Raw genomic sequence first — 12,119 nt, 5'->3', positions numbered from 1 at the left:
ATCCGATTCAGTAGCGGTCCGCGGCGATCAGGTCTCCGTAGTACCGGCCGGGGATCGGGCGGTGGGGGTCGCCGAAGAAACCGTACCCGGGGTCGGCCGTGTTGTAGCGGCGGGCGTCCTGGAGGAGGGTGCGGAGGTTCCGGGCCGGGGTGGAGTCCCCGCACCGGCCGGCGTCGATGCACAGGGCCAGGACTCCGGCGACGACGGGCGAGGCGAAGCTGGTGCCGTCACCGACCGCGTGGTGGTTGGGGAGGGGGATGGTGCTCTCCATGCAGACGCCGGGTGCGGCGAGGGTGTGCTTGCGGTCGGCTGCCGAGCGGGCGAAGTTGCTGAAGCTCAGGGCTGCTTCGTCGTCGGAGTCCCCGAAGAAGCCGTTGTCCCTGCCGTAGCACACGGGGGGAACCTTGCCGTGGGGCTTGCCGTCGAAGTCGGCCATGGCGGTTGCCGTGATCACCTCGTCATAGGAGGCGGGGAACACGCGGGCCAGATCGAGGTTCTCGTTGCCCGCGGCGGCCACGGGCGTGACGCCGGCCGTGACCGCGTTGCACACGGCCAGGTGGAACGGGTCGTGGTTGACGGTGCCGCAGTGGTGGTCGTCGGCGTCCACGGGGGCTGTGTGGTCGGAGGCGAGGCTCATGTTGTAGACGGCGATGTCGTTCGAGGGGTCGGCGTCCGTGCGGGTGGAGGTCACCCAGTCGATCCCGCAGAGCAGGGCCGCGTCCGAGATCGTTCCGTCGGGCACGGCGACTTTCACCGCCCAGAGGGGGGTGCCCGGCGCGACTCCGACGAGGCCCTGGTCGTCGTCCCGGGCCCCGATGATCCCGGCCACCATCGTGCCGTGGCCGTCCTCGTCGAGGAGGCTCGTGCCGGGTGTGACGGGGCTGCCGGTCAGGCAGTCCGCGCCGCCGCGGACGTTCAGGTCGGGTACGTCGCCCGCGATTCCGCCGTCGAGGACCGCGACGTTCACATCGACCGATCCCTTGCCGTCACCGGAGTGCGTCGAGGAGGCCTCCGCATTGACCCGGTCCAGGAAGACGGGCCGGCACTGGGGCGTGAAGGACGCTCCGTCGCACGACGACGAGGACGCCGGCTGCCGGCGAGGGGGCGAGGTCCTGTACGTCCGCTGCTCGGACACGAAACGCACCTGCGGATCCTTCCCCAGGGCGGTGGCCTGGGCGCTGGTCATGATCGCCGCGTAGCCCTTGAGCGCGTGCCTGTACACCGCGGTGGCTCCCGAACCACCGCGGCTCCGGGTCTGCTTGTTCGCCACGGCGCCCGGGTCGGTCACCGAGTCCTTGAGGACCACGACGTAACCGCGCGGGTCCTCGGCCGCCGCCGCAGGGTGCAGTGGCAGGCCGGTCAGACCGATCAGGAGGAGGCAGGAGGCGCTCAGGGCAACCCTGTGGCCGGGACGGTTCACGCGGAGTCCTCCGAGGTCGTACGTACGGGCTCCTGGGACCCGGAGACCGAGCAGGGGCATCATCACCGGGCCCGGGCGGCCGAAGCCGCCATTTTCCCCCGCACGAGGGCGCGCCCTTGGCCGAAACGGCTCACTCCGGCCCGTCCCGTGCACTCCGGCTCGTTCCGTGCCCGGGGTCGCAGCCCGGTGAACCCTGCCCATCACGGCATCAGGTCCACCGAGGGGTGAATGGAACCTGCGGCGCCGGTCATACGGACGTCAACTGGCCTGAACGCACGAGCAGTCGGGCCGCTGCCGCCACACGCCGAGGAAGCGAGACGCCATGCCGCTCACATTCCGCAAGAGCTTCAGGATCCTGCCGGGCGTCCGGCTCAACATCAACCGCAAGTCGTGGTCGATCACGACCGGCGGCAAGCACGGCCCCCGCCGCACGCGCAGCAGCACCGGCCGCCGGACGACGTCGTGGAACCTGCCCGGCCCCTTCGGCTGGCGCAAGACCAGGACGACCCGCCGCGGCTGATCGACGGACCCGCGCCCGTCGCACGGGAGTCGCACCGGAGCCGCACGGGAGTCGCACCGGAAACGATCAAGCGCCCGGGACGTTTGGAATCCTCCGCACGGCGCAGACGATCGCTGACACCAGCTTTATCCACCGAGGTAGGAGACGCATCATGGGCATTCTTGCCTGGATTCTCATAGGGTTGCTCGCGGGCATCATCGCCAAGGCGCTCATGCCGGGCAGGGACCCGGGCGGCATCATCATCACCATGCTCATCGGTATCGCGGGCGGTCTGCTCGGCGGCTGGCTGGGCAAGGTGATCTTCGGTGTCGACTCCATCGACGGGTTCTTCGACCTCTCCACCTGGATCGCCGCCATCGTCGGCTCCCTCATCCTCCTGGTGCTCTACCGACTGGTCGCCGGCAACAGGCGCCACGCCTGACCGGAGAGTCCGCTTCGGCGGGTCCCCTCCGGCGCGTTCCCTTCGGAGCGTCCCTTGCGTACGGAAACGGCTCCCCCTCTCCCGAGGGCGGAGCCGTTTCCGTGCGAAAGGGAAGGTTTCAATCCACTTTTCGTTCGATCCTCCGGAGATCGCCGATTCCGCGGATGGGAAGCCCCGGTCAGGGCAGGCGCACTACCTCATCACCATGTGGCTCGAACGGGGGTCGCGTAACACCGGAGGTATGAGTGCCCAGTACCGCACTGTCCGTGTCCCCATGGCCCGCGGGCCTCATGGCCCTGCCGGGCGTCTACCAGCCGCAAGCGGACACCCGGCTGCTCGCCGAGGCCCTGGCCCACGAGGACCTCGGGCCCGGCACGGACCTCCTGGAAATCGGTACGGGCAGCGGCGCCGTGGCCCTCCACGCAGCGGCCAGGGGCGCCCGGGTCACGGCCGTCGACGTGTCCTGGCCGGCCGTGGCCACGGCCCGGCTGAACGCCCTGAGGCGCCGGCTTCCCCTGCGGGTCCTGCACGGCGACTACGAGACACGCGCGGCGGGGCGCAGTTTCGACCTGGTCGTCTCCAACCCTCCGTACGTCCCGGCCCCCGAGAGCCGGCTGCCGTCGCGCGGGTCGGCGCGGGCCTGGGATGCCGGACGGGACGGGCGCGCGGTCATCGACCGGATCTGCGCGGACGCCCCGGGCCTGCTGCGCTCCGGAGGGATCCTGCTCATGGTGCACTCGGGAATGTGCGGAGCCGGAGAGACCCTCGGCCGACTGGCGGGGGCGGGGCTCGCCGCAGAGGTCACCCTGACGGCCACCGTCCCGTGGGGACCGGTACTGCGCTCGCGACGGGCCTGGCTGGAAGGGCAGGGCCTGGCGGCCGAGGCCGAGGAGTGGGAAGAGCTGGTGGTCATCCGTGCCCAGCGCACCTGACGACACCACCGGCACCTGTGACGGCACCTCTGGCGGCTGCCAGGGCCCCGCCACCGAGGTGCCCGCCCGCGCCCGGGAGGCGCTCGCTCCCGCCACCGAGGTGCCCGCCCGCCGGGTGGCGGTCGAGCCCCGGGGGCCGGTGCTGATCGAGGGACCGGTCGAGATCGTCCTGGACGACGGGACCGTTGCCCGGTCCGACCGCTTCATGGTCGCCGTGTGCACCTGCCGCCGCAGCCGTACGTACCCCTGGTGCGACACCAGCCACCGCCGCCGAGAACGAGCCGATTCACCGACCGAGGACAGGGATCCGCGATGACCTTGACGACCCCGCCCGGCCCGGGCACCACCACGACCCCCGCCGGCCCGCGCCTCGTCGAAGGGCGGGGCGCGCTCTCCGACGCCGTGGTCCGGGCCCTGCGGTCGGGCGCCGCGCCCGTGTACGCCCCCGGCGCGGTACTGAAGGCCGATCCGTGGGGCGAGGATCTCCAGCTCGCCCTGTACCTGATGTACGAACCGCACTACCGGGGCTTCGAGGGAGTGGACGACGCCCGGGAATGGGACCCGGACCTGCTGCGCCTGCGCCAGGCCCTCGAAGCCCGCTTCCTGCACGCCCTGCGCACCGAGCTCCCCGATGCGCCCCGGACCGTCGAGGACGCCTTCGCCCCCCTCCTCGTAGAGCCCGTGGACCTCTCCGGCAGCCTCAGCCACCACCTCGAGACCGAGGGCGAGCTCTGGCAGCTGCGCGAATACGCGGCCCTGCGGTCCCTCTACCACCTCAAGGAGGCCGACCCGCACGTGTGGGTGATCCCGCGGCTGACCGGCCGTGCGAAGGCCGCGATGGCGGCCATCGAGTACGACGAGTTCGGCGCCGGGCATGCCGACCGCATCCACGCGCGGCTCTTCGCGGACCTCATGAGCGACCTCGACCTCGATCCCGCCTACGGCCGCTACGTGGAACAGGCGCCGGCGCCCCTGCTCGCGACGGTGAACCTGATGTCCCTCTTCGGTCTGCACCGGGCGCTGCGCGGCGCGCTCGTCGGTCACTTCGCGTGCGTCGAAGTCACCTCCTCACCCGGTTCCCGGCGCCTGGCCAATGCCATGCGGCGCTGCGCGGCCGGTCCGGCCGCCGTCCACTTCTACGCCGAGCACGTCGAGGCCGACGCCGTCCACGAACAGGTCGTGCGCCACGAGGTCGTCGGCGGTCTCCTCGCGGACGAACCGGCCCTGGAGGAGGACATCGCCTTCGGCTGCGCGGCCACCGGCTTCCTGGAGGACCGCCTGGAGACCCACATCCGCACGGCCTGGCAGCACGGGCGCAGCGCCCTGCGCAACCCCCTGCCCGAGTCCGCAGCGACCCCCGCTGCCGGCGGAAGCGCGCCGTAGCCGGGCCGGAAGCGGCGACGACCGGCTACGGCGGAGGCTCAGGAAGAAGCTCAGGCAGAGGTTCCGGCGGTGATCTCCGCGCAGCGGGTGGTCATGGCGCCGAGCGTGCCCTCCGTATGCAGCAGCGCGCGCTGGGCGCGGGCCCCGTTGCCGTGCTCCAGGAGCCGGGTGATGCCCTCCCGGACGCGTTCTTCGTCGCCGTGGTCGGCCAGGGCTTCGCGCACGTGGGCGTGGAGCGCTTCGACGGCCACGTCGGGCGAGGTCTCGCGCATCGTCCGGGGGTCGACGAGCGGGCCGTCCAGCCCGGAGCGGCCGGCGCGCCAGGACGCCAGCCGCAGCAGGCCCGTATTGATCCGGGCCGGGGGCCGTCCCTCCTGCCAGTCGCGGGCGGCCGTCTCGACCAGTCCGCGTACCAGGGCGGCCAGGAGCACCGGCGTCGACGCCTCCAGGCAGACGTCCGCGACCCTGACCTCCACCGTCGGGTAGGCGGCGGACAGCCGGGCGTCGAAGTACATCATCCCCTTGTCGCGCAGCACACCGGTGTCGAGCATGGCGCGCACCTGCTCGTGGTAGCGGTCGGCGGACCCGAAGAGGTCCGTGGGCCCGGCCGACGGCAGCCGGTTCCAGACCCGGCTGCGATAGCTGGCGTACCCGCTGTCCTCGCCCTGCCAGAACGGAGAGTTGGCACTCATCGCGGTGAGTACGGGCAGCCAGGGGCGGATCCGGTCGAGGACGGCGACGCCCTCCTCGTCCGACTCGACGGAGACGTGGATGTGGCAGCCGCAGGTCAGCTGCTCCTGCGCGGTCAGCCCGAACTGCTCGCCGACCCACTCGTACCGCTTGCCCGTGCTCAACGAGGGCCGGACCGGCAGCGGGGAGGTCCCCAGGGCCGCGACGAGCGCCCCGGCGGACGCGGCGTGCCGGGCGGCCTCACCCCGCCAGCGGGTGATCTCCTTCAGGAGCTCGCCCATCTCGGTCACCGGCTTGGTGGCGAACTCCAGCTGCTCCTCCTGGAGTTCCTTCTCGAAGGTGTGCCCCTGCGGTTCGCCCCCGTTTCCGTCGCCGTCGCCCTCCGGCTGCCGTTCGACGGACCGGTCCGCGGCCGCCAGCAGCGCCCCCGACAGGGCCAGCGGCTCACCGCTGCGGGCGTCCACCAGCAACAGCTCTTCTTCTACGCCTACGCTCCGCATGCCGCCGCCCATCGGTCCGCCGTTCACATCACCCCCCGCCTGCCCCGCCCCGTCCCGGGCATGCGGGCGCAGGCCAGGGGGGCCGCCCGGGTGATTGAGGCCTGGGTGTTTGAGGCCGCCGTGTTTGAGGCTGCTGTGTTTGAGGTCCGTGATCCGGGTCAGACGAGGACGGGCAAGGAGTTCCCCGTCCCTCAGGGAGTGATCAGCTGTGTCGAACGACGAGAAGAGCCAGGCCAAGACCGAGCAGGCCAAGGGCAAGCTCAAGGAGACGGCCGGCCGGCTGGTGGGCAACGAGCGGCTGACGGCCGAGGGTCGCGCCGAGCAGGCGAAGGGCGACGCCCGCCAGGCCAAGGAAAAGATGAAGGACATGTTCAAGCACTGACCCGCACGCCCGGCGTCCACCGCCGCGGTCCCGGACCCCGACGGGTCCGGGACCGCGGCGCGTCCGGGACCGTAGCGCGTCCGAAACGATCGAGGGAGGGCTCCCGCATGACGTTGCCGGGGGAAGGCGCAAGGAAGGCCGGGAGAGGTTCCGCGCCGCTCGGGCGCGATGTGGTGCTCGCCGTGGGGCTCGTGGGGATCTGTGTCGGCGGCCTGGCCGTCTTCCTCAAGACCGCCGCCGGGGCTTGGGCCGTGCCCCTCGCCTGTGCGGTGGTCCTCGCGGTCGGGGTGGCGCTGGCCAGGTGGAGCGCGTCGCCCGTCCGCCGGCGCCCCACCGCGCCTCCGGCGTCCGTCCCGCCCGCGCAGGGGGATCCGTACCCGCTCGAAGTGACGGCGGTACTGGACGTCCCCGCCGCCGCAGGGGTGCCGGACGTCGATGCCGGCGCGCTGGACCACGCCGCGGTCGACGCCGACGGGTTCGAGCACGCGATAGCCGCGCTGTGCGCGCGCGACGGCTGTACGCCGGTGGAAGTGGTGGGCGGCGCCGGGGACTTGGGTGCCGATGTGATCGCCACGACCCCGGACGGGCTGCGCGTCGTCGTCCAGTGCAAGCACTACGCCGATACCAACCGCGTCGGCTCGCAGGACCTCCAGCGCTTCGGCGGCACCTGCTTCGCCGTGCACGACGCCGACGTGGCCGTCCTCGTCACCACGAGCTCCTTCACCGCCCCGGCCCTGGAGTACGCCGCCGCGTGCGGCATCGTCTGCGTCGACGGCGAGGACCTGGCCGCCTGGACCGACTCCGCCACGGCCCCGCCCTGGGAAACGGGCAGCCGCGACGCCGCCGCGCAGGTGTCCACCGCCTGACGGGCGGGACCGGCTCGCCTCGCGCCCCGTAGGACCGGTCTCCCGGCCCCGGCCCTTTCAGGCCCGTCCGCGGGCAGCAGCCCTGTACGGCAGATGGCGGACGGAACTTGTGGACCGGCCGCGCGCTCAGCAGGCTTGCCCCATGCTCTCACCCGCGCCCGGACCGGTCCGCTCGTCCGCGGCAGCGGCCCGGCGGGCCGGTTCCCGCCGGGCGCTGCTCGCCGGCTGCGTCGGCAACTTCATCGAGTGGTACGAGTTCGGCGTCTACGGCTACCTCGCCACCGTCATCGCGGCCCACTTCTTCACGCCCGAAGGCGGGAGCGAGGTGGAGGGGCTCGTCAAGACGTACGCCTCCTTCGCCCTGGCGTTCTTCTTCCGGCCCGTCGGGGCCGCGGTGTTCGGGCGGCTCGGTGACCGGATCGGCCGGCGGCCGACGCTCGTCCTGGTCATCTGCCTGATGACCGGCGCCACCACGCTCATCGGCGCGCTCCCGACGTACGCGACCATCGGCGCGGCCGCACCGTGGCTGCTGACGCTGCTGCGGATCGTGCAAGGGCTGTCGGCCGGCGGGGAGTTCGGGGGAGCGGTCTCGGTCATGACGGAGAGCGCGCCGCCGGGCCGCCGCGGGCGGTACGGGGCGTGGCAGTCGTTCACCGTCGCGCTCGGCCTGCTCGCGGGCGCCGGCACGACGGCGCTCCTCGCGACCGTACTGACCCCCTCGGCGCTGAACGACTGGGGCTGGCGGGTGCCCTTCCTGCTGACGCTGCCGCTCGGACTCGCCGCACTGTGGCTGCGCGTGCGCCTGGACGAGACGCCCGCCTTCGTCTCGGCCGTCACCGCGGCGGCCGTCGCCCCGGCGGGCGGACCCTCGGCGGGGAGACGGCCCCCGCGGCGACCGCCCGCCGGGGAGACGGTCAGGGCCGTGGCGCTGGGCGCAGGGCGGGTCATGGGCTGGTCGGCGGCCGGGTACACCTTCCTCGTGGTCCTGCCCTCCTACCTCCAGAACACGCTGAACGCCACGTTCCAGCAGGCCCTCGTGGCGACCGTGCTGGCGAACCTGGGGTTCGCGGCGGCCATCCTGCCCGCCGGCGCGCTGAGCGACCGGCTCGGGCGGCGCACGGTGATGCTGGCCGGAGCCCTGCTGGTGGCGGTGCTCGCGCTGCCCCTGCTGAACCTGGTCCAGGACCCGGGCACGCCGCTGTACGCGAAGGGTGCCGCGCTCTTCGCCGCCGGAGCCGCCGTCGGGCTGATGGCCGGACCCGGTCCCGCCATGCTGTCCGAGATGTTCCCGACCACGGTGCGCTACACGGGGCTGGGGCTGGCGTACGCGCTGTCCAACGCCGTGTTCTCCGGATGCGCGGGGCTGATCATCACCAGGGCCGTCGCATGGACCGGGGACGCCGACATCCCGGCCTACTACGCCGCGGCCGCCTGCGCGGTCAGCGCCGCCGCGCTGCTGACCCTGCGCGGCGACGACCACGAGCGGGCCCTCCGGTGAACGGCCCTCCGGTGAGCGGTCCGCCGACGGGTATCCGCAGGCCGGGCACCCTGCGCGTGGTGGGACTGATGTCGGGCACCTCGTACGACGCCATCGACGCGGCCGCCGCGGACCTCGACCTGGACGGGGACACGCTGGTGATCACGCCCCTCGGCATGATCAGTACCGCGTACGAGGACGGTCTGCGGGCGGAGCTGGCCGGGGCCCTGCCACCCGCCGCGACGGATCTGGCCACGGTGTGCAGGCTCGACACGCGCATCGGACAGGCCTTCGCCGCGGCGGCCGTCCGGGCCGACCTCGAACTGTGCGACGGGCGAACCGACTTGATCGCCTCGCACGGGCAGACCGTCTACCACTGGGCCGAAGCCGGCCGGGTGCACGGCACGCTCCAGATCGGCGAGCCCGCCTGGATCGCCGAAGCGACGGGCCGGCCCGTCGTCTCCGGCTTCCGCACGCGCGACGTGGCCGCCGGGGGACAGGGCGCGCCCCTGGTGAGCGTCTTCGACGTCATGTGGCTGCGCGGGCGGCCGGGCGTCCCCGTGGCCCTCAACCTGGGCGGCATCGCGAACGTGACGGTGGTCGCGGACGGGGCGGGCGGCGCCCCGCTGGCCTTCGACACCGGACCCGCGAACGCGCTGATCGACGCGGCGGTACGGGAGCTCGCAGGCGGGGCGCGGTCCATGGACGTGGACGGCGTGCTCGCCGCACGCGGAACCGTAGACCCGGGGCTGCTGCGGAAACTGCTGGACGAGCCGTACTACGCCCTGCCCGCACCGAAGACCACGGGCAAGGAACTCTTTCACCTGCCCTATCTGCGCGCGGCGCTGGACACCTGCGGGCCGCTGCCCGCCGAGGACGTCGTCGCCACCCTGACCCGGCTCACGGCACGGACCGTCGCAGAGGCCGTCCGGCCCTTCGGGGCGACGGAGGTGATCGCCTCGGGCGGCGGCACCCGCAACCCGGTGCTGATGCGGTGGCTGCGGGAGGAACTGGCCGGGGACGGCGCGGGCGTCCCGCTGCGGACGTCGGACGGGCTCGGACTGCCGTCCGGCACGAAGGAGGCGTACGCCTTCGCCGTCCTGGGCTGGCTCACGGCGCACGGTCTGCCCGGGACCCTCCCCTCCTGCACCGGCGCCCGGCACCCGAGCGTCCTCGGCTCGCTCACCCCCGGCGCGGCGGGCCGGCCCTTGCCCGCACCGCCGGCGACGGCGCCCGACCGCCTCGTCGTCCGAGCCCCGCGCACGATCTGAACGGCTGAACGGCTGAACGGCTGAACGGCTGAACGGCTGAACGGCTGAACGGCTGAACGGAACGGTGCGAGCGGTCTACCGGGTCCAGGAGTGTGCCGCACCGCACCTCCGGCTCACTGTTTGAGCTCCGCCGTACAGGCCAGACGGGAAGGGATCGCGCCACCGAAGGCGGTGCGCGTCCCGAGGGAGGTTCCGAGGTGGGAAAAGCGTCTCGTCTGCCCGGCCGTGCCGGGCACCACTGGTTGTGGCAGGAGGAGGCCGCCTGCCAGGAACTGGGCTCCGGCCTGTTCTTCCACCCCAGGGGCGAGCAGGGTCCGGACCGCGAACGGCGGGACGAGGCGGCGAAAGAGGTGTGCGCGCTGTGCCCGGTGCAGCGCGACTGCCTGCGGCACGCGCTGAAGGCCGCCGAGCGGTTCGGGATCTGGGGCGGTCTCACCGAGCGCGAGAGGCGCCGGCTCCGTACCGAGGAAGCGGAGCGCCCGTCCCTGCCTTCCACCGCTTGACCGGGAATGTCCGCGGCGGAATTTCAGGGCCGATCGACAGCTACGGACGAAATTCTCGGGTACACGCAAACCGAAGCACCCCGGCGGATCAACCGTTTCGTCGAATTCCCCGACTGAGAACGAGGACAACATGATTTTCGTCGGACTCATCCTCCTGCTGGTCGGATTCCTGACCGGAATCTCCATTCTGTGGACCATCGGAATCGTTCTGCTCGTGGTGGGCGCAGTGCTCTGGATCCTGGGCTCCGTCGGGCACGCGGTCGGCGGACGACGCCATTACTGGTAACCGGGTGTGCGCCGCGGCCGGGCCGGTAGCCCGTGCGCCGCGGCGCACGGGCCCGTAGCCTGGCCCGATGCGTCAGCACGATCTTGTCGTCGTCGGTGCGGGATCCGGTAACGCCGTCATCGGCGATGCGTTCGCCGGTCTCGACGTGGCGATCGTCGAGGAGAAATGGTTCGGCGGAACCTGCCTGAACGCGGGCTGCATCCCCAGCAAGATGTTCGCCTACGCCGCGCACGTGGCCCGCACCGTCGGCGAAGCCGATACGTACGACGTGGGCGCGGAGCTGCTCGGAGTGCGCTGGCGGGCGATGCGCGACCGGGTGTTCCGACGCCTGGACGCCGAGCGCGAGGAGGGCCGCCGGGGGCGCCGGGCGGATGCCTCCGTCACCGTGTACGAGGGAACGGCCCGTTTCACCGGCCCGCGGGAACTGCGGATCGAGCGCGCCGACGGCTCCGGCTCCGTCGACGTCGGCGCCCGGCAGATCGTCATCGCCGCCGGAGGCCGCCCGCTGGTACCCCCACCCGTGCTCCGCTCCTCGCTGCCGTACGAGACCTCCGACACCGTCATGCGGATCGAAGCCCCGCCCCGGCGCCTGGCCGTCCTCGGCGGCGGCTACATCGCGGCCGAGCTCGCGGAGGTGTTCGCGGCGGCCGGCAGCTCCGTGGTCATCGTGGAGAAGGAGGAGCGTCTCCTCGGCCCGCAGGACGAGACGGTCGCCGAACGGTTCACCGAACTGGCCCGTTCCCGCTACGACCTCAGACTCGGCCGGGAGGTGACCGCCGTGGGCGGCCGCCCGGGCGCCCTGCGGCTGACCCTGGACGACGACACCACGGTCGAGGCGGACCTCCTGCTGGTCGCCGCGGGCCGCGTGCCCAACAGCGACCGGCTGAACCTCGACGCCGCGGGCGTCGCCACCCACGACGACGGACGCATCGTCGTCGACGCGTACCAGCGGACCACCGCCGAAGGCGTCTTCGCGCTCGGTGACATCTGCACACCGGTACCGCTCAAGCACGTGGCGAACCGCGAGGCGCAGGTCGTCGCCCACAACCTCCGCCATCCCGACGACCTGATCGCGGCCGACCACGAGCTGGTGCCCGCGGCCGTCTTCACCAGCCCCCAGATCGCCTCGATCGGCGCCACCGAGCAGGACTGCCGCGACCGGGGCATCGATCCGCTGGTGGGCGAGGCCCGGTACGCGGACATCGCGTACGGCTGGGCGATGGAGGACACCACCGGATTCTGCAAGGTGTTCGCCGAACGCGGCACCGGCCGGCTGCTCGGCGCCCACCTCATGGGCCCGCAGGCCGCCACCCTCATCCAGCCCCTCGTCCTGGCGATGACCCTGGGCATCGACGCCCCCACTCTGGCCGGATCCGCGTACTGGATCCACCCGGCGCTCACCGAGCTGGTGGAGAAGGCCCTGCTAGACCTCGACCTCGACCTCGACCACGACTGACGGGCCACATGC

At 72.6% G+C, this 12,119-nt stretch carries 14 protein-coding genes; 12 read left to right on the top strand and 2 right to left on the bottom strand.

Annotated features, from left to right (window positions below):
* Positions 1 to 7: 7 nt before the first annotated feature.
* Entirely contained in the window at positions 8 to 1,420 is a 1,413-nt protein-coding gene (locus tag ACFWNV_RS02310; RefSeq protein ID WP_383939191.1) for a S8 family serine peptidase, read from the bottom strand.
* 322 nt (positions 1,421 to 1,742) lie between these two features.
* Between ACFWNV_RS02310 and ACFWNV_RS02305 the strand changes: the two genes are divergently transcribed.
* From ACFWNV_RS02305 to ACFWNV_RS02285, 5 genes are all read left to right on the top strand, one after another.
* A complete protein-coding gene (locus tag ACFWNV_RS02305; RefSeq protein WP_383939188.1) occupies positions 1,743 to 1,940 on the top strand; it encodes a DUF4236 domain-containing protein in 198 nt (65 codons plus the stop codon).
* A gap of 151 nt (positions 1,941 to 2,091) precedes the next feature.
* Positions 2,092 to 2,361 carry a GlsB/YeaQ/YmgE family stress response membrane protein gene (locus ACFWNV_RS02300; RefSeq protein ID WP_383939185.1) on the top strand — a complete coding sequence of 90 codons (270 nt, stop codon included), beginning with the start codon at positions 2,092 to 2,094 and terminating at the stop codon, positions 2,359 to 2,361.
* 290 nt (positions 2,362 to 2,651) lie between these two features.
* Positions 2,652 to 3,293 (top strand): HemK2/MTQ2 family protein methyltransferase, encoded by a 642-nt coding sequence (locus ACFWNV_RS02295; RefSeq protein ID WP_383939523.1) that lies wholly within the window; start codon positions 2,652 to 2,654, stop codon positions 3,291 to 3,293.
* The gene (locus ACFWNV_RS02290; protein ID WP_383939182.1) at positions 3,277 to 3,609 is read left to right on the top strand and encodes a CDGSH iron-sulfur domain-containing protein; all 333 of its coding nucleotides are present in this window, start codon (positions 3,277 to 3,279) and stop codon (positions 3,607 to 3,609) included. Before ACFWNV_RS02295 ends, ACFWNV_RS02290 begins: the two co-directional genes overlap by 17 nt.
* Entirely contained in the window at positions 3,606 to 4,676 is a 1,071-nt protein-coding gene (locus tag ACFWNV_RS02285) for an iron-containing redox enzyme family protein (RefSeq protein ID WP_383939179.1), read from the top strand. The genes ACFWNV_RS02290 and ACFWNV_RS02285 overlap by 4 nt, the downstream gene beginning before the upstream one ends.
* A gap of 50 nt (positions 4,677 to 4,726) precedes the next feature.
* Here ACFWNV_RS02285 and ACFWNV_RS02280 read toward each other — a convergent pair whose 3' ends face one another.
* Complete coding sequence (locus tag ACFWNV_RS02280; protein ID WP_383939176.1) at positions 4,727 to 5,866, bottom strand: glutamate--cysteine ligase; 1,140 nt, start codon at positions 5,864 to 5,866, stop codon at positions 4,727 to 4,729.
* Positions 5,867 to 6,074: 208 nt separating this feature from the next.
* Here ACFWNV_RS02280 and ACFWNV_RS02275 point away from each other — a divergent pair, with 208 nt between their 5' ends.
* From ACFWNV_RS02275 to ACFWNV_RS02245, 7 genes are all read left to right on the top strand, one after another.
* Positions 6,075 to 6,248 (top strand): CsbD family protein, encoded by a 174-nt coding sequence (locus ACFWNV_RS02275; RefSeq protein ID WP_383939173.1) that lies wholly within the window; start codon positions 6,075 to 6,077, stop codon positions 6,246 to 6,248.
* Between the two features lie 107 nt (positions 6,249 to 6,355).
* Positions 6,356 to 7,114 carry a restriction endonuclease gene (locus ACFWNV_RS02270; RefSeq protein WP_383939170.1) on the top strand — a complete coding sequence of 253 codons (759 nt, stop codon included), beginning with the start codon at positions 6,356 to 6,358 and terminating at the stop codon, positions 7,112 to 7,114.
* A 142-nt stretch (positions 7,115 to 7,256) separates the two neighbouring features.
* Complete coding sequence (locus tag ACFWNV_RS02265; protein ID WP_383939167.1) at positions 7,257 to 8,612, top strand: MFS transporter; 1,356 nt, start codon at positions 7,257 to 7,259, stop codon at positions 8,610 to 8,612.
* Between the two features lie 50 nt (positions 8,613 to 8,662).
* Positions 8,663 to 9,862 carry an anhydro-N-acetylmuramic acid kinase gene (locus ACFWNV_RS02260; RefSeq protein ID WP_383939520.1) on the top strand — a complete coding sequence of 400 codons (1,200 nt, stop codon included), beginning with the start codon at positions 8,663 to 8,665 and terminating at the stop codon, positions 9,860 to 9,862.
* Positions 9,863 to 10,059: 197 nt separating this feature from the next.
* Positions 10,060 to 10,365 carry a WhiB family transcriptional regulator gene (locus ACFWNV_RS02255; protein WP_383939164.1) on the top strand — a complete coding sequence of 102 codons (306 nt, stop codon included), beginning with the start codon at positions 10,060 to 10,062 and terminating at the stop codon, positions 10,363 to 10,365.
* A 130-nt stretch (positions 10,366 to 10,495) separates the two neighbouring features.
* Complete coding sequence (locus tag ACFWNV_RS02250) at positions 10,496 to 10,651, top strand: DUF6131 family protein (protein ID WP_383939161.1); 156 nt, start codon at positions 10,496 to 10,498, stop codon at positions 10,649 to 10,651.
* A 67-nt stretch (positions 10,652 to 10,718) separates the two neighbouring features.
* Positions 10,719 to 12,107, top strand: coding sequence for a mycothione reductase (locus ACFWNV_RS02245; RefSeq protein ID WP_383939158.1), 1,389 nt, complete (start codon positions 10,719 to 10,721; stop codon positions 12,105 to 12,107).
* The last annotated feature ends 12 nt before the right edge of the window (positions 12,108 to 12,119 follow it).

This window comes from Streptomyces sp. NPDC058401 (assembly GCF_042722885.1).
Taxonomy (GTDB): domain Bacteria; phylum Actinomycetota; class Actinomycetes; order Streptomycetales; family Streptomycetaceae; genus Streptomyces.
This window is presented reverse-complemented; position numbering and strand designations above follow the sequence as displayed.